Genomic DNA, 15992 nt, shown 5'->3' on the forward strand with positions numbered 1-15992 from the left:
GCTACGGTCCGGGACGCATGCGTTCTCGTGACATTCGTGGGTGGTGTCTGTCTTTGCTGGCGGTGTCGCCGCTCCTGTTCGCGACCCGGGCCTTCGCCGCGGAACCGCCGTCGCCAGGCGTGGTCCTCGACGCCGAGCCGCGGACCTTCGCGGAGGCGAAGGCGCTTCCCTCCACACTCACCGGGTCCGCTGCCTGCGACCTGGGGCCGGGCAAGACCCCTGACATCACCGTCTCCCAGACCGTGGACGTGAATCAGGCCATCCCGGGTTGCAAGTCCGCGGAGGCGGTCATCACCCAGACGTTGACCCTGCCAGACGGCTCACACGTCGAGCGCCGGTTCAGCATCATGGATGACGCTCCTGGCACCCAGCTTCCACTGCCTCCCCCGCGCCCCCGCATCCGCGTCCGCTGTGAGGCGAAGCGGCTGGAGCTGTCCGTGGAAGGCGTGCCCGAGGCCCCCCTGCTCGCGCTGGAGCCCATCGGTGTCGGCGTCACCTCCGCCTCCGTGAAGTTTCGGGTGTCCCGGGACAGCGAAGCCCGCTTCCTGCCCCTGCTGGTCCGCGACGACGCCGGGGCCCGCCGGGCGCTGGAGGAGTTGGGCCTGCTGATCAAGGACGTTCCTGCCCGCCTGTACGGTCGTGACCTGGACCTGGAGGCGGACAGTGTCGCGGCGCTGGCCGCCGCGCTCGAGCGCGCCCGGAAGCGTGTCGCCCTGGCCTCGGGTGATGAGCCGGAACCGTTCCCCGCCCCTCCTCGCGATTTCCAGGCTCCGGACCTGGAGGGAGACCGGCCGCCGCTGGAGACAGGCGCTCCCGAGGAGCTCGGCGACGTCCAGCCGTCCCAGGGGCGGTTCAAGTCTGGCTCGCCAGTGGACTCGGACCTGTTCTGGCGCCAGGGACGGTTGTGCGTGGCGCAGCAGGACACCGGCAAGCGGATGCGCTGCTACGACCCCGTGGCGCGGCGCTGGGGCAAGACCGTCCCCGTGGACCGGGGGGAGCAGGCCGCCTGGACCTCATTCGAGGGGTGCTCCGGGAACATCCTCATGGGGACCCGGAGCATCCGGCGTCCCGGGGAGCCGGTCCTGCGCCTGTCGCCCCGGGCCGTCCTGTTCTGGCGCGGCCAGGAACATGAGGCCGTCGTCTTGGAGGTCCCTGAAGTGGACGGTCCACCGCGCCTTCGCGCGCCGGAAGCGGAGGAGCTGAAGAAGGCGATGCGCGCGTCCACCGGCTCCCGGCTCTTCGCCGAAGGCCGGTTCATCCTGGACGAGAACAACAAGCAGTTCTGCTCAACGCACAGGCCCCTGGGGTGCTGGTCCCTCCGCTGGGACGGTCCGCAGGGGGATGAGACCTTCAATCGACTGTCGGAGGCCCGCGTCTCCCCGGACGGCCGGTGGGTCGCCTACATGCGCGGTTCCGCTCCAGGCAAGGCGGACTCGGACGACGAGACCCGGACGCTGGTCGTGCGCTCCCTGGAGTTCGGTCCCTACGTCGCGCCCCGCGTGCTCGCTTCGACGGCGCCGCGCCTGGTGCGGACGGACGTCGTGATGCAGAAGCCGACCTGGGAAGGGCCCTCGCTGAAGTGGGGCGACGCCGGACGCGACTTCCGTGCGCGGATCTCCTGCGACCTGGGCCAGGACCCGCGCATCCCCTTCGAACTGGAGACGCAGCGCTGGGTCCCGCCGTACGGCAACGCCGACTCTCTGCCTGGATGCAGCGGCGACCCGGTGCGCATCTATCAAAATCTGGCCGCGCCAGGGGGCCTGGAGTTTAGCCGCAGCCCCGTCGTTGTCGCCGGGGACAGTCAGTCATCCGAAGGCGACATGAAGATGCGCTGCGAGCCGGGACGTCTGTCGTTGTGGATGGAGGGCGTGCCCGGCTTCCCGGTGTTGACGCTGGCCGCGAACATGGGCGCGTTCGGAGCGGTGCGCTGGGACCTGGCGCCGGAGACCGAAGCCCGCCTCCAGGCGCTGCTCGCCCGCGACGACGCCCCTGCCCGCGAGGCCCTGGCCGCCTTCGCGCGGCTGGTGAAGATGAATGACGACGCGCGCAACAGCTCGTACGTGATGAACAAGGACGAGGGGCGCATCTCCCGCATGGGCTGTCTCTCCACGGCGCTGGAGGCCATCTCCGCCCGGCGGGCGCTCGCGGAGGGGGTCCACCCGGAGCTGCATGGCTCGCTGAAGACCGAAGGCGCCTGCGCCAGACGCTACGGCATGCGCGCCCTCCAGCAGCGGCTCAAGGCCGCCACGCCTCCGCTTCCGCTGCGCGTCGGGGCGATGAAGGGCAAGGCGGAGGTCATCGGCCGGGTGCCGTTCGTCCCCACCCTCCCCCCATGGCGCACGCCCACGTTGTACTGGAGGGATGGCACCCTGTGCCTGGTCCAGCCGGAGGGCGCCCAGGTGCGCTGCTACGACCCGGCGGCGCGCGAGTGGGGGGCCGTGGTCGCCAGGCAGGACCGCCCGTTCCCGCGAGAGGACCTGCTCCTGAAGTCGGAGTACGCCCCCGGCATGTGCTACCCGGTGGGAAGCCGCGCCATTCCCGGTTCGGAGCGGATGCCCAACCTCCTCCCGCTGTCGTCGCGGGCCTCGTTGTTCGCGGACCTCTCGCTCGGCGAGCTGGCCCCGGAGTTCCAGCTCATCGAAGTCCCCGAGGACGGGGGCCCTGTGCGCACGCGTGCACCCACCGTGGAGGAGCTGGCGCTCGCGGCGCGAAATGGCGGAGGCTCCGCGTCCCTGGGGGAGGGCAGGTTCCTGTTGCTGTCCCCGACGAACGAACGCTCGCCGTGGCTGTGCACGGCGGTGCGCCCGTGGCTGTGCTGGAAGCTGCCCGTGGAGTCCGAGGCCTACGGCGTGCGTGCCCCCCTGGTGTCGCCCGACGGCCGCTGGCTGTCCTACGTGCGGATCCCCTGGGGCAAACCCGATGACCCGGAGAAGTACCCCAAGGAGCTCGTCCTGCTGCCGCTGACGCCGATCCCTTGAGCATCTCCCGCGGCCATCAGCTTGCGACGGCCTCCTCGGCCAGCGGGACCTGGCGCGTGTCCCCCACGGTCTTCCAGAGCCAGGCGTTCACGTCGAAGCGCGGGTCGCCCAGCTGGCGTCCCAGGTCGATGCCGTCCCAGGCCAGGTGTTGATCCTCCGGGGGACCCATGTCGCTGAGCGTGCCCATCAGCTTGTTCAGCTGCTCTTCAGGGAAGCTGTCGTTGGAGGCGCCGAACATCGCGTAGAAGGCCAGGTGGTGGGTCTGGTCCTCCTCCGGCCCGCCGTCGCCATGAAGACGGCTTGAGCGAAACCCGGTGGGCGGGAGCGGGTGCGGGTGGTTGAGGTTCCAGCGCTGGTCCCGCTCCGACGCCAGGCCATCCAATCCGGAGTCCGTGCCCGCGAACAGCAGGCCCAGGTCGCGTCCGGCCTCCGCGCCATGGATGCGCGTGGTGGGGCCGTCCCCGGTGGTGAGCAGCCAGCGGACGCGCTGGGCCGCTCGGGAGAACAGCTCCAGGGCCAGCCGTCCCTCGCGGCGCTCCTCGTCGGCCCGCTCCCGGAGGAAGTCGCGCCGCAGGTGGGCGTGCTGCCGGAAGAACTCGCGCACCGCCGCCACCCGCCGCGCCGTGACGGCGGTCAGCCAGTGTCCCCGGGCATCCAGGAAGGCCACGGCCTCCGCCTGGATGGCATTGTCGGAAAGCGGCGGCGGAGGGGCAGGACGATGCGCCATGGGCGTTCTCCGGGAAGGGGCCGAAGGCGAATGTCGGAACGCTTCACAGGGCCGGGAGTGGGGAGTCCCCCACGCATGTCTGCCATTGCGCATCGTCGCTTCCAACCGTGCTCCCGTGCGCAGTTGCCTGGGACGCCCGGGGTGTCAGACGGGCCCCGTCGATGTGGTCCACGCGTGTAGTACGGTGCGCCCGGTCATGCGTGCACTGTCATCCCGTGGGTGGTGTCTGTCGTTGGGTCTGCTTCTTGCGTGGCTGGGAACCGGCTGCGCCTCGCTCTCGGCGAGCCTCGGGGGCACCGGCGAAGCCTCCGAGAAGGCCCGGCGGTTGTGCGAACAGGGCCTGCTGACCTGGCCCGACCTGGCACGCTTCCCCGCGGACATGCCTCCCCAGGACTACGTCCGGTCGGAGGACCTGGCGTGGCTCCAGGCCCATCCGGAGGCGGTGCCTCCCGAGGAGCCGCTGTCCGCCCAGCCGCCGCTCTGCGAAGTGCAGGACGCCACCAATGCGGAGGGCGACTTCACCGTGGTGGTGATGAAGCTCCAGCCTCCCACGGAGCAGGAGCCCGAGGGGCGCAATGCCCTCCTGACCTTCCACCGGGCTCCGGAGGGATGGCGTCTGACCTACTGGCTTCCGGAGGACGCGCAGGCAGGCGCCACGAACGTGCCGCTCTTCTCCGAGGCCATGCCCCGTCCCCAGAAGCTGTCGGGCCAGGACCTCGCCTATACGCGGGAGGCGCTGCAGGAGGGCGTGCAGGGGCTGATGGCCATCCGCTGCGTCATCACCCGGGCGGGAAGCGTCATCAATTGCCACACGCTGAAGCCCCTGCCGCTCATGGTCGAGCCCGCGCTCAAGGCGCTCTGGGGCAGCCGCTACGCCCCCGTGACCCTGGCCGGAAAGCCCATCGATGTGCGGTACACCTTCATCTTCCGGATGAAACGGGTGACCTTCACCCGCTGACACACCCGCGCGGGTGCGCCCATCGGGTCATCCTTCCGCGCTCCCGAGCACGGACTGCACGGCCTTGACCAGCCCCTTGACGGTGACGGGCTTCTCCAGGAACGACTGCACCTGCTGGTCGCCCAGCGCCTTGCGGCTGGCATTGGAGATGACCACCACCGGCAGCTCACGCAGCTGACCGTGGCCACGCATCCGCGTGAGCAGCCCCCGGCCGTCCAGCAGCGGCAGCATCAGGTCGAGCAGCAGCAGGTCGGGCGCGTTGCCCTCCAGCTTGCGCCAGGCCTCCAGGCCGTTGCGCGCCACCTGCACGTCGAAGCCGGCGTCCTGCAACACGTCCTGGATGGCGTCCGCCAGGGTCTCCTCGTCCTCCACCACGAGGATGCGTGCCATCACGCCTCCCCCCTGCCAGGTCCGCCGAGGCCGGGGCCGGGCGATGCGGGGTTCATGGAGGCCTGGGCGCGGGCCTGGGGCTGTCCGGTGAGGATGGCCTCCAGCGCCGCGTACGACTCCCCGACGCGGGGACCCTCGTCGGTGATGTGCAGCTCGCGCAGGAAGGGGTCGTTGGGGCTGTCGCGCATCTTCAGCACGGTGATGAGCCGGTGCAGCTTCCCGTTCAGCTCGAAGAAGCGCAGGAACACCAAGTTGTCGCAGATGGCCTCGATGCCGCGGATGGGCGAGTGCAGCTCGGGCCCGAACATGTCGTTCGTCTGCTGGGTGATGAGCATGGTGACGTCGCGCTCACGCAGGGTGTTGATGAGCGCCGCGAGGAAGCGGGTGGTGCGCTCCGGGTCGATGGCCTCCTTGGCGAAGGGCTCCAGGCCATCCAGCACCAGCCGCTTCACCCCCTGCTGTTGGATGAGGTGGATCAGCTCCTGGGCCATGGCGTCCGGGAGCGTCTCCACCGGCGCGCGCGCCTCCAGCCGCAGCATCCCCTGGCGCTGCAGGGGTTCGAGCTCCAGCCCCATGTTGCGGCACTTCACCGTGAGCTGCGCGCCGCTCTCCGCGAAGCCGAAGTAGAGCCCCGGCTCCCCGTGGCGCGCCCCCTCCGCCAGGAACGACAGGCCGATGGTCGTCTTGCCGCTGCCGGGGCTGCCCATGACGAGCGTGGAGGACAGGGTGACGAGCCCTCCGGCGCACATGGCGTCCAGCCCCTCGATGCCCCAGCGGCTGCGGTGGCGCGGGTCGGCCACCTTGCGGGGCGTCTCGCGCATCATCGCCTCGAAGCGCGGATAGACGCTCACGCCCTGCTCGTCGATGGTGAAGGTGTGGCGGCCCGGGATGTTGTTGCTGCCGCGGAACTTGGTGAGCTCGATGCCGCGCGTGGCCTTGAGGCCGATGAGGTCCGCGCTCAGGGCCACGATGCCGTCGACGACGGCGGCCTCCACGCTCACGCCCTTGTGCGTCTCCGTGCTCAACAGCAGCGTCGTGCAGTCCAGGGCGGCCAGCCGCAGGCCGAGCGTCTGCAGCAGCTCGCGCAGGTCCTCGTCCGGGCGCAGCCGCTCCTTGAGCACCGACAGGCCGTCCAGGATGAGCGCCCGGGCCCCTCGCTCGCGGGCGGTGCGGATGAGCGTGTCGACGAAGCCCTTGCCGCCCCCCTCCCGGAGCGCGGACAGGCCGCTGATGTAGTGCACGCGGGTGCCCACGGCGTCTCTGCGGAAGAACCGGAACGAGCGCAGGTGCAGCAGCATGCGCTCGTGGGTCTCCGCGAGCAGCGTCACGTAGAGGGACGCGTCGCCGCCCTCCGCCAGCCGGAAGCACATCTCGTTGGCGAGCGTCGTCTTGCCGCTGCCGGGAGGCCCGGCGATGAGGTACAGCCCGCCGCGCAGCCAGCCCCCGCACAGGATTTCATCCAGGTGGGGCACTCCACTTTTCAGCCGTGCCGCGGCCTCCTCCTCCCGCGCGTCGTCCATCAAAGGGCTCCTCCGTGGAACCAATATGGGACCTTCGCGGGAGAGCCCGGACCGCACGGAGGAGCACCAGGCGGGCAGGCTCCTGAAACGCCACGACGCCGGACGCGAGGGGCTCCATGGCCCCTCCCGCCCGGCGTCGGTGCTTGAAGCCGCGAGCCTTACAGCGAGTTGACGAACTTCAGCAGCGCGTTGCGGTCCGCGGCGCTGAGGTTCACGAAGGCCTGCTTGGCGGCCTCGCCCTCGCCGCCGTGCCAGAGGATGGCCTCGGTGATGCTGCGCGCGCGGCCGTCGTGCAGGTACGCCTCACCGCCGGACACGCCCGCCGTCAGGCCGATGCCCCAGAGCGGCGGCGTGCGCCACTCGGCGCCGGACGCCTGGCCTTCCGGCAGGTTGTCCGCGAGGCCCGCGCCCATGTCGTGCAGGAGCAGGTCCGTGTACGCGTGGATGGTCTGGCCGCGGAACTCGTTCATCGCGGCGTAGGGACTGGTGGTCAGCGTGGGCGCGTGGCACTTCGCGCAGCCCGCGTTGGTGAACACCGTCTCACCCTGCATCGCCGTCGCGTCCGAGTGGTCGCGGCGCGCGGGGACGCCCAGCAGGCTGATGTAGCGGGTGAGCTTGTCCAGGTCGCTGTCGGCCAGCTCCACGCTGGTGCCCGCGCAGCCCTGCTGTGCCGAGCCGCAGTCCTGCGCCTTGAACACGTTGGACGTCACGCCCATGTCGCTGTTGAGCGCCTCGGCCACCTGGTGCTTCACGCGCGCGGACGCCGCCTTCCAGCCGAAGCGGCCCATGCGGGTGACGCCCGTCTCCGGGTCCGTCACGGTCTGCATGCGGCCGGAGATGCCATCGCCGTTCGCGTCATTGGGGTCCGCCAGGCCGGCGATCTGCGACTCGGGCACCGCCTCCAGCAGGCCCATGCCAATCAGCTGCGGCGTGATGCGCGGCGAGAAGTTCGTCGGCGTCACGTTGAGGAAGCTGTAGTTGGGCTTGCGCAGGCTGTACGTCGTACCGCCGTTCAGCGTGCCGCTCGCGGTCGTCGTCCAGCTGGCGATGCGCACGTCCGCCTCCGGCGTGCCGGTGACGGCGCGCGGCTGCAGGCGGAAGCCCAGCGCCGGGTCCACGGACACCACCCCGTTGTTCACCTTGCCCACCTTCACCACGTAGTTGTCGAGCGTGGTGTTCGTGGTGGAGGGCGGCAGGCCGCGGCCGTTCTGCTTGTGGCAGGAGACGCAGGACACGTTGACGTAGTTGTTGCCCAGCTTGTTCGCCTGCGCCGTGAAGATGGGGTTGTCCGGCTCGGAGTGGCTGCCGTCGCGGAAGTTCGTGTGGTGCAGGCGGCGGCCCTCGACGAAGGGCTGCGCGTTCACCGGCGCCAGGTTCGTGGCCATCTGCAGGAAGCGGTTGTCCGGCTCATTGGAGAACGGCGTGTGCAGCGTGCCGCGGCCGCCCGCCCAGGCCTTCTCCGGCAGGGGGAAGGAGTCGCGGATGGCGCCCTGGCCCTCGAAGGGCACGATGCCGCCCTGGCCCACGATGTAGAGCATTGCCGTGGAGTAGTAGTTGAAGCGGCCTTCCACCGGCTGCTGGAGGAACACGCCAATCTCCAGCTCCATCCGGTCACCCACGCGGATGGCGCGGCCTTCCTTGGCGTTGAAGTTCACCGACGACGTGTACTTGTAGTCGTTGACCTTCACGAAGTCCGCGTTGTGGAAGTACTCCGCCACCGTGTTGAGGCCGCGGAAGAACGCGCGGAAGTCCGGCGAGTCGTACGGGTAGATGGTGTAGAGGTTCACCGTGATGGTGCTGCCGCCCTTGGCGACCTCGTCGACAATCTCGATCCAGTGGGTGCGCTTCTCGAAGTACAGCTTCAGGTAGTGGTCGTACGCCTGGTACATGTCCTCGCGCATGTGGCGGTCGCGAACGCGGTCGCCCACGCGGGTGATGATGGCGGTGGAGGTGTTCTCGATGGTGGCCGGCTCCAGCGAGGTGGCGCTGGTGAACAGCGGCACCACGGGGCCCGCGTCGCCGTTGGGAGGAGGGCCCGCGTCGACGCCCGTGCCCGCGTCCGGAGTGCCGGTGCCCGCGTCGGTGCCCGTGCCCGTGCCGCTATGCGTGTAGCGCGCCCAGACCGTGTCGCGCGCACAGGCGCAGGACACGTCCCAGTACGTATAGCTGTAGTCGATGTAGTTGCCGGCGGAGAGGCCGGTGACCGTGTACTGGTTGCGGCCGCCCGTCACCGTCATGCGGATGTTGAGCTGACCGCCGTCGTTGAGCTTGTAGTGGATGTCCGCCCAGTCCGTCGTGTCGACGTAGAAGATGGCGGAGGAGCCCGATGGCGTGACGCCATACGTGGCGGCTTCTGCGGATGGAACCGCCAGACAACTGACGGCCAGGAATGCGAGCACGATTCCCGTGAGTCTGCTTCGGCTCATGGTTGCGAACTCCAGTGGGGTGGATGGGGCGTGGGACGGCGAGCGCTGCGAAGGGGACTTCGTAGCTTGTCCGAAGAAAGTCGGGATCGACCGGCGCGCGCAAGGTGGGAGGCCCTAGAATTCGGCTTAGGCGTGATAACTGATAAATAAGCGAAATTGATGTCATTCCTGATGCGCCGCGTTGTCAGGGATTGACGCGTCGTGTTGCGGACGGGCCCGGGCGGGCCGCGTCCCGAGGCCCGGAGGGCCGGGTTCCAAGGCGCGGCGGGGGATGGGGCCGCGCGGCGTGGGTGGGTAGACTGCCGGGCCATGCGCTTCCAGCCACCGTGGGGTGGAGCCTTCCGGCTCGACACCTTCTTCCACCGCACCCCGGACGCCCTCCCCGAGGAGACGACGGCCTCCATCCGCTCGGCCATCCTGGGCTCGTCGCTGCTGGGCGAGTCGAACCTGTCCGGGCAGTTCTCCGGCACGTACGGCTTCTCGCTGACGTTCCGCCGGGAGGCGCTGCCGGACGTCATCCGGCGCTTCCCGGCCTTCGCGCCGTACCTGGCGAAGACGCTCCTGCCGGAGTGCAACGCCTTCCTGCTCAACCCGCTGCTGGTGGGGCAGGGCCGGAGCGTCGCGGCGCACATCGACCGGAGTCTTGAATTCTACGGCCCGAGTATCGGCTGCCCGGTGGCGGTGAGCGTGCTGTATGTCCAGGTTCCGAAGGAACTCCAGGGCGGGGCGCTGCGGCTGTACCACCGGGGTGGTCCGGTGGCGGAGCTCAAGCCCCAGCAGAACGCGCTGGTGATGTTCCGGGGCGACCTGCTGCACGAGGTGGAGGCCATCACCTCCGGTGGGCAGTCATTGGAGGACTCGCGGATCAGCCTGGTGGTGGAGCAGTACCGCGCGCCGGAGGAGTTGCTGGCGAACGTGCCCCGCTTCGAACTGCGCACGCGCTCGGGGGCCCGGGCGTGAGCGAGCTCAAGCTGGAGTGGAAGCTGCCCGCGCCGCCGGACGCGGTGTTCCCCGCCTTCGCGCAGCCCGCGCTCATCCGCCGCTGGTTCGGCGCGCCGCCGGGCTGTCACCGCACGCACGCGCCGGACCCTGGCGCGCTGGGCCAGCCCTACCGGGTGGGCCTGCGGGACGCGGCGGGCCGGGCGTTCGCGCAGGTGGGCTGCATCGTGGAGGTGGAGCCGGGACGCTTCCTGGCGCTGGAGATGGACTGGGAGGGCGGGCCGGTGCCGCCGGGGCGCACCCGGGCGGAGCTGACGTTCCATCCCACCGCGGAGGGCACGCGGCTGGAATTGCGCCAGGGGCCGTTCGCGGACGACGCGGCCCGGGACGCGCACCGCGCCTACTGGGAGGCGTGCCTGGGACGGCTCGCTCGCGTGGTGGCGGGCGAGGCCGTGCCGTGCTTCGAGGAGTTCTGGGAGGAGTCGCGCGGCTACGTGGGGCCGCTGGCGGTGGCGGCCTACGCGGTGCTGGCGGGGCTGCGCGAGTCGGGCGCGCCGAAGGAGGCGGTGGCCCAGGTGGAGGACCTGCTCTACACGCACCTGCCTCGGCTGCGCGAGGACACCGCGGACGTGCTGGGCGCGGTGCTCCAGTCGCGGGTGGAGGGCGGCGCGAGCTGAGGCGGCCGCCCTCCCGTGACGCTCAGGAGGCCAGGGCCTTCGGCGGGGGGACGTGGGCGTCCTCCTCCGGGAAGTGGGCCTCCGCGTCCTTCGCGTTGGCGATGCGCTCGTCCAGCTCCGCGGTGAGGTGTTCGAAGACCTCCTTGTTGAGCGTGCCCTGCTGGTAGGCGCTGAAGAGGGCGTCCTTCTCCACGATGAGGATGCGGCGGATGGCCTCCTGCTTCTCCTCGTCGTTGAAGCGGGTGGACTGCTGCTTGAGCATGGCGAGCTGCTGCTCCACCGACTGCGCCTTCTGCTGGTAGTCGCGCTCCAGGGGCTCCAGCACGTCCACCGGAATCTCGCGGCCGCGGCGCATGGCCTCCAGCGACGCGAGCGCCGCGTGGATGGCGCCCAGCTTGCCCCGGGCCAGCTCGTACTGCTCCTGGTAGACGTCCTTGAGACCGGTGATGCCCAGCGCCTTGAGCACCGGCGCCATGGTGAGCCCCTGGACGATGATGGACAGCACCACCACGCCGAACGTCATGTTCACCAGCAGCTCGCGGTGGGCGAAGTCGTCCGGAAGGCCCAGCACCAGCACCATGGACACCGCGCCGCGCAGGCCGCTCCAGGTGAGCACCGCGCTCCACTTCCACGGCAGCTTCTCCGACGTGAACCGCAACAGGCCGGACACGCCATAGACGACCACCGCGCGGCCCAGCACCACCGCCCCGTACGCCAGCAGGATGGGCAGCCACGACGCCAGCAGTGACGACAGCTGCACCTCCAGGCCGATGAGCAGGAACACCACCGAGTTGAGCGCGAACGCCAGGTACTCCCAGAAGCTCTCCACCGCGATGCGCACGGAGGGGCCCATGCCCTCCTGGGCCGCCCAGTTGCCGCACACCATGCCGGCCACCACCGTGGCGATGACGCCCGAGTAGTGGAAGTGCTCCGCCACCACGAAGGACCCGTACGCGGCGATGACCGTGCAGGTGATCTCCACCATGGCGTCCTCCACGCGCAGGATGACCTTGCCCACCGCGAAGCCCACCGCCGCGCCGATGACGCCGCCCATGCCGGCGACCCGGATGAAGTCCATCACCGCGCTGCCCACGGTGAACTCCTGGCCCGCCGCCACGCCCACCACCAGGGTGAAGAGCACCACGGAGGTGCCGTCGTTGAGCAGGCTCTCGCCCTCCACCAGGATGGCCAGCCGCTTGGGCGCGCCCAGCGCCTTGAACAGGCCCACCACCGCGATGGGGTCCGTGGACACGATGAGCGACGCGAACACCATGGCGGAGATGAGGCCGAAGCCCTGCAGGGCATTCATCCATTGCATCGCCGGGGACAGGAGCAGCGCCGTCAGCCCCATGGACGCCACCAGGCCCGGAATCGCCAGCGCGGTGATGGCCAGCTTGTTCTTCCAGAACTTGCGGAAGTCGACGTGGAACGCCGCCTCGAACAGCAGGCCCGGCAGGATGACCGCGAACAGCAGCTCCTTGGTCAGGTGCGGCGGCTCGAAGGCATGCACGATGCCCAGGCCCAGGCCCGCCAGCACCAACGCCACCGTGTACGGAAACTTGAAGTAGCGCGCCGCGATCGCCACCGCCGTCGCGATGGAGAAGAGCAGCACGAAGGCCAGCTCGAAGTGCATGAATCCCCAACCCCATTGGTGCTCAAAGAGGGTGAGGATGCCATGCGCGCGGGGCCGTGGGGCAACCCCCTTTCGGAGGGAAATGAGAGGGGACAGGCGGGCGTGGCATTTTGCCAGACTGGTTTCTCAAGTCTGGAGATGGAGCCGCGTCAGGGGGACGGCGTGCCGGCGTCGCCGGGCGCTTCCGTGTCGGAGAGGCGGACCTCCAGCGTGTACCGGGAGCGCAGGTCGCCGGGCATGACGAAGTCCTGATCCAGGCCCTTGTAGGCCTGCACCCAGACCTTCCACCTGCCCGCGGACGACGCGGGCGTCGTGCTGCGCAGGTCGGTGGCGGCGGAGGGGTCCTGGGCGGTCTGGCGCGCGGGGATGCCCCCTTCCGGCGTGAGGAGGAGATAGGAGAAGCGGAAGGGCAGCTCCGGGGAGAACGCCTCCGCCGTCAGGTGCACGGAGATGCTTCGGGTGGAGGCGGGCACCTCGAACCAGAAGCAGTCCACGTCGCCCTCGGTGGCGAGGACGCCCGTGGAGGTTCCGCTCGCGCCCTCCGCCGTCGCCGTCAGGGGGATGGCGGTGCCGGGGATGGGCAGGTTGTTGGGCTCATGGCCATCCGGGTCGGGGAGCAGCTCCGCCTGGACGGTGTACGGCGACTGCGTGTCGAAGGCGGTCGTGTCATCCCGCAGCGTCAGGAGCCGGAAGTCCGCCTCCTCCGCGTAGGGAATCAGCAGCTCCACGGGACCGGGCGCCGCCGAGGGAGCATGGCGGTTGACGCGTGAGGTGGGACGGGCGGGCGTGAAGGGGACCCATGCGTCCAGCGTCAGGTTCACGGGCGTCTGGGGCACGGCGTAGCCCGCGCGCAGCCGGATGATGGCCGGTTGAGTCACGGGGGCGACGGGCTCCACGCGGTACCAGTCGGAGTCGTAGAGGGCGCCCACGTAGGCCTGGCGCGGCGTGTTGTCCAGCGGGAGCACGCACTCGGAGAGGGTGAGCGCTTCCTCGCGGCTGTTGCACGCGTCCGTGAGGGGGGCCGGTGCCCGCGTCGGTGCCTGCATCCTGCGTCCCCGCGTCGGGCGGCGTGGGCTCCGGATCCGAGCACGCGGTGAGCCAGCCCGTGAGCAGCAGCAGCCGTCCGCCCGTGCGCCATCGTGGAATCCAACGCATGTCTTCCTCCCTTGTCTCCGGGATACGGAGCGGAGCGCCTCGCCTGGTTCCCATGGGCCTGCTTCCGGGCGTGCACTGTGGGGCGGTGGACGGCCGGGCTTCAGGCGAGCGGGTGGCGCGGACCAGATGCATTGTGACGCTTCTGGCCGACGGCTAGAAGCGGGGGATGATGGACCTCTTCCTCATGTCGCCCCCGGGCCGGGGCTGGGCGCTGCGAGGCCGCTCGAACTTCCGCAGCCGGGAGGCCGCTCCGGCGGATGCGCGCGGCGCGCGGCGGGAGTGGCTGACGCTGGCCCGGCACATCGAAGCCCGAGGCGGCACGGTGGTGGCGCTGCCCTCGCCGTCGGACACGCTGACGGGCATGCCCTACGCGGCCGAGTGCGGCCAGGTGGTGGCGCGCGAGGGCCAGGCCCCGCTGTTCCTCCTGCCCCGGATGATGAGCGCGCATCGCTTCGCGGAGCGCGACCACTGGACGCCGCTGGCCCGACGCCTGGGCCTGGAGGTCGTGGACCCGGGCGTGGGCATCTGGGAAGCGCACGGCGACGTGGCGACGTTCGACGGCGTGACGCTGCTGTTCTGGGGCGGGCGCACCACGCTCGACGGGCTGGAGGCGGCCCAGAAGTATTTCCCCGGCGAGGTGCTGCGCGTGCAGGTGCGCGAGCCCGCGTTCCACGGGAACATGGCGGTGCTGCCCCTGCCCGCGGTGGACCGGCTGGTGGTGTGTCCGGACGTGATGGCGCCGGAGTCGGTGGCGCTCCTGGAGCAGCGCTTCGGCGCGAACCGGCTGGTGCGGGTGACGGAAGCGGACATCCGCCGCTACGCGACGAACGGTCTGCCTTTGGGCAAGGACCTGCTCGCGCCCACGGTGATGCCCGCGCACATCGTGGAGACGTTCGAGCGGCTGGGCATGCGCGTGGTGTCCATGCCGATGCCGGAGCTGACGGAGAAGGGCGGCGGTTCGTCGCGCTGCCTCGTGTCGCGCGCGTCGGTGGACGCCTCCCGCGTCTCGCTGCCTCCGGAGTACCGGCTGGACGTCGTGGCGAAGGACCTCGAAGCCGATGGCGGGTGAACTCGCGCCGCTGGCCCAGGCCTTCTTCGCCGCGACCCCGGAGCTGTCATTGCAGGCGCTGGGCTCCGGCGTGCACGTCCCGTCGCTGGACCTGGCGCCGCACGGCATCCCGGTGACGCACCTGCTGGCGGAGCACAACGCGGAGCTGGCGCGGCAGTACCTCACGCTCAACCAGCTCGCGTTCGGCGGCATCGGCGTGCCGCGTTGGGTGCTGTCGGACCTGTACCTGCTGCCCGGCGCCATCGGGCTCCTGCGCTGTCCCGCGCGGCTGTTGAAGGCGCCCGCGCGCGAGAGGCTGCTGCTGGCGGACGAGGAGCTGGCCATCGGCGCGGCCTGCTACGTGGCACCGTCGCTGACGCCGGGCCTGTTCGTGGGCGTGTCGCTCTTCAGCTTCCTGCCGGGCCGGGGCGCGTCCGCGTGGGTGAAGCTGCTCACGCTGGGCATGGTGCGCGCGAAGCGGCTGCGAGGCATCACCCAGTGGGACAACCCCGCCGTGCGGGTGCACTCGCGGCTGGGGCCCATGCGGCTGGTGGGGCGCGTTCCCGGCGGACACGACTACGACGAGCGTACCTTCGTCTACGAGACGGACCTCTCCGATGAGGCCCGCGTGGCCCGGGCGATGTGCCGGGAAGAGGGGGCTCCCTCCTCCGCCACGCGCATCCCCGTCACCGACCTGCTGTCATTGGGCGCGCTGCTGGACCGCGCGGAGGCGGGGGCCCGGCTGGAGCTGGTGCCGCCCGGCCAGGACGACGGCCACGTGCTGGTGCGCGAGCTGCCCCCGGGCTGAAGACGCTCAGGGCGCGGACGCGTGCGGGAACTCGTCGTCCTGTTCCAGCGCCTCGCGCAGGGCGCTGGCGCCGTCCTTGAGGATGGGCTCGCCGTGCGCGAAGCAGACGGTCTGCAGGGGCAGGTGGTCCAGGATGCGCTGGATGCTGGTGCGCGTGCGCAGCGGTTCGTCCTGGTACTCGCCGGGGACGAAGGTGGGCGTGCCCCGGCCTTCGCGGGTCAGCAGGTCGGAGATGAAGACCACCGCGTGCGGGCTCTTCTGGAGCCAGAGCGTGTACATGGCCTCCGTGGGCCCCGGCGTCTGGAAGGTGTTGAGGCCGCCCGGCAGCGTGGTGCCGTTCACGTATTCGAAGTCCGGCTTCTCCTCCAGGCCCTGCGCGCCCTCCGGTGCCCAGACGGGCACTCCGAACGCCTTGCGCAGGCGCCACGCGGAGCGCTGATGGTTGCCCGCGGTGAGCACGATGGCGTCGATGTCGCCCAGCTTGCGCAGGGCCTTCTCGTCGATGGGCAGCGGGTCGATGAGGGTGACGGTGCCGTCGTCATCCACCACCGCGTAGGCGTCGCTGCGGCCGCCGCCGACCCGGTCGTCGGAGACGGTCCAGTGGTGCACGCCGGGGACAATCTCCTCCGTCTTCTTCGCCTGGGCCTTGGGCTCGCTCATGCCGACAAAGCTAGGCACCTGTACCTGGATGCAGGGGTGCGCGCTCCGTTGCCCGCCTGCCCCACCAGCGGGC

General features: G+C 70.6%; 13 protein-coding genes. 6 read left to right on the forward strand and 7 right to left on the reverse strand.

Annotated elements, in window-relative coordinates:
* Positions 1 to 17: 17 nt before the first annotated feature.
* The gene (locus D7W79_RS08225) at positions 18 to 2978 is read left to right on the forward strand and encodes a hypothetical protein (protein ID WP_147441844.1); all 2961 of its coding nucleotides are present in this window, start codon (positions 18 to 20) and stop codon (positions 2976 to 2978) included.
* A 16-nt stretch (positions 2979 to 2994) separates the two neighbouring features.
* On the opposite strand, the gene D7W79_RS08230 is transcribed toward D7W79_RS08225, so the two are convergent.
* Positions 2995 to 3705 (reverse strand): hypothetical protein, encoded by a 711-nt coding sequence (locus D7W79_RS08230; protein WP_120524789.1) that lies wholly within the window; start codon positions 3703 to 3705, stop codon positions 2995 to 2997.
* A 196-nt stretch (positions 3706 to 3901) separates the two neighbouring features.
* Here D7W79_RS08230 and D7W79_RS08235 point away from each other — a divergent pair, with 196 nt between their 5' ends.
* On the forward strand, positions 3902 to 4663 hold the full coding sequence (locus tag D7W79_RS08235) for an energy transducer TonB (RefSeq protein WP_208729668.1): 762 nt from the start codon (positions 3902 to 3904) through the stop codon (positions 4661 to 4663).
* Positions 4664 to 4690: 27 nt separating this feature from the next.
* On the opposite strand, the gene D7W79_RS08240 is transcribed toward D7W79_RS08235, so the two are convergent.
* The 3 genes from D7W79_RS08240 to D7W79_RS08250 form a co-directional block, all read right to left on the reverse strand.
* Positions 4691 to 5053 (reverse strand): response regulator, encoded by a 363-nt coding sequence (locus D7W79_RS08240; protein WP_120524791.1) that lies wholly within the window; start codon positions 5051 to 5053, stop codon positions 4691 to 4693.
* The gene (locus D7W79_RS08245) at positions 5053 to 6573 is read right to left on the reverse strand and encodes an ATPase domain-containing protein (protein ID WP_120524792.1); all 1521 of its coding nucleotides are present in this window, start codon (positions 6571 to 6573) and stop codon (positions 5053 to 5055) included. The genes D7W79_RS08240 and D7W79_RS08245 overlap by 1 nt, the downstream gene beginning before the upstream one ends.
* A 158-nt stretch (positions 6574 to 6731) precedes the next feature.
* A complete protein-coding gene (locus tag D7W79_RS08250) occupies positions 6732 to 8999 on the reverse strand; it encodes a di-heme oxidoreductase family protein (protein ID WP_120524793.1) in 2268 nt (755 codons plus the stop codon).
* Positions 9000 to 9308: 309 nt separating this feature from the next.
* On the opposite strand from D7W79_RS08250, the gene D7W79_RS08255 reads away from it, so the two are divergent.
* Both D7W79_RS08255 and D7W79_RS08260 read left to right on the forward strand, forming a co-directional pair.
* Positions 9309 to 9959, forward strand: a complete 651-nt coding sequence (locus D7W79_RS08255) for a 2OG-Fe(II) oxygenase (RefSeq protein WP_120524794.1) — start codon at positions 9309 to 9311, stop codon at positions 9957 to 9959.
* The gene (locus tag D7W79_RS08260; protein WP_120524795.1) at positions 9956 to 10615 is read left to right on the forward strand and encodes an SRPBCC family protein; all 660 of its coding nucleotides are present in this window, start codon (positions 9956 to 9958) and stop codon (positions 10613 to 10615) included. The genes D7W79_RS08255 and D7W79_RS08260 overlap by 4 nt, the downstream gene beginning before the upstream one ends.
* Before the next feature lie 22 nt (positions 10616 to 10637).
* Here the strand turns inward: D7W79_RS08260 and D7W79_RS08265 are convergent, their stop codons facing one another.
* Both D7W79_RS08265 and D7W79_RS43175 read right to left on the reverse strand, forming a co-directional pair.
* Entirely contained in the window at positions 10638 to 12248 is a 1611-nt protein-coding gene (locus D7W79_RS08265) for a cation:proton antiporter (RefSeq protein ID WP_120524796.1), read from the reverse strand.
* 149 nt (positions 12249 to 12397) lie between these two features.
* Positions 12398 to 13294, reverse strand: coding sequence for a hypothetical protein (locus D7W79_RS43175; protein WP_147441846.1), 897 nt, complete (start codon positions 13292 to 13294; stop codon positions 12398 to 12400).
* Positions 13295 to 13569: 275 nt separating this feature from the next.
* On the opposite strand from D7W79_RS43175, the gene D7W79_RS08280 reads away from it, so the two are divergent.
* Positions 13570 to 14472: a dimethylarginine dimethylaminohydrolase family protein gene (locus D7W79_RS08280; RefSeq protein ID WP_244221647.1), complete on the forward strand. Its 903-nt coding sequence runs from the start codon at positions 13570 to 13572 to the stop codon at positions 14470 to 14472.
* Entirely contained in the window at positions 14462 to 15259 is a 798-nt protein-coding gene (locus D7W79_RS08285) for a hypothetical protein (protein WP_120524799.1), read from the forward strand. The genes D7W79_RS08280 and D7W79_RS08285 overlap by 11 nt, the downstream gene beginning before the upstream one ends.
* Before the next feature lie 6 nt (positions 15260 to 15265).
* On the opposite strand, the gene D7W79_RS08290 is transcribed toward D7W79_RS08285, so the two are convergent.
* On the reverse strand, positions 15266 to 15919 hold the full coding sequence (locus tag D7W79_RS08290; RefSeq protein WP_244221648.1) for an MBL fold metallo-hydrolase: 654 nt from the start codon (positions 15917 to 15919) through the stop codon (positions 15266 to 15268).
* Between the last annotated feature and the right edge of the window lie 73 nt (positions 15920 to 15992).

Source organism: Corallococcus exercitus, assembly GCF_003611585.1.
GTDB lineage: Bacteria > Myxococcota > Myxococcia > Myxococcales > Myxococcaceae > Corallococcus > Corallococcus exercitus.

Bases quoted from the DNA above. Each gene is read 5' to 3' on its own strand.
- D7W79_RS08285 (WP_120524799.1), top strand. From the start codon at position 14,462: ATGGCGGGTGAACTCGCGCCGCTGGCCCAGGCCTTCTTCGCCGCGACC.
- D7W79_RS08235 (WP_208729668.1), top strand. From the start codon at position 3,902: ATGCGTGCACTGTCATCCCGTGGGTGGTGTCTGTCGTTGGGTCTGCTT.
- D7W79_RS08230 (WP_120524789.1), bottom strand. From the start codon at position 3,705: ATGGCGCATCGTCCTGCCCCTCCGCCGCCGCTTTCCGACAATGCCATC.
- D7W79_RS08250 (WP_120524793.1), bottom strand. From the start codon at position 8,999: ATGAGCCGAAGCAGACTCACGGGAATCGTGCTCGCATTCCTGGCCGTC.
- D7W79_RS08265 (WP_120524796.1), bottom strand. From the start codon at position 12,248: ATGCACTTCGAGCTGGCCTTCGTGCTGCTCTTCTCCATCGCGACGGCG.
- D7W79_RS08240 (WP_120524791.1), bottom strand. From the start codon at position 5,053: ATGGCACGCATCCTCGTGGTGGAGGACGAGGAGACCCTGGCGGACGCC.
- D7W79_RS08225 (WP_147441844.1), top strand. From the start codon at position 18: ATGCGTTCTCGTGACATTCGTGGGTGGTGTCTGTCTTTGCTGGCGGTG.
- D7W79_RS43175 (WP_147441846.1), bottom strand. From the start codon at position 13,294: ATGCAGGCACCGACGCGGGCACCGGCCCCCCTCACGGACGCGTGCAAC.
- D7W79_RS08255 (WP_120524794.1), top strand. From the start codon at position 9,309: ATGCGCTTCCAGCCACCGTGGGGTGGAGCCTTCCGGCTCGACACCTTC.
- D7W79_RS08280 (WP_244221647.1), top strand. From the start codon at position 13,570: ATGATGGACCTCTTCCTCATGTCGCCCCCGGGCCGGGGCTGGGCGCTG.
- D7W79_RS08245 (WP_120524792.1), bottom strand. From the start codon at position 6,573: ATGGACGACGCGCGGGAGGAGGAGGCCGCGGCACGGCTGAAAAGTGGA.
- D7W79_RS08290 (WP_244221648.1), bottom strand. From the start codon at position 15,919: ATGAGCGAGCCCAAGGCCCAGGCGAAGAAGACGGAGGAGATTGTCCCC.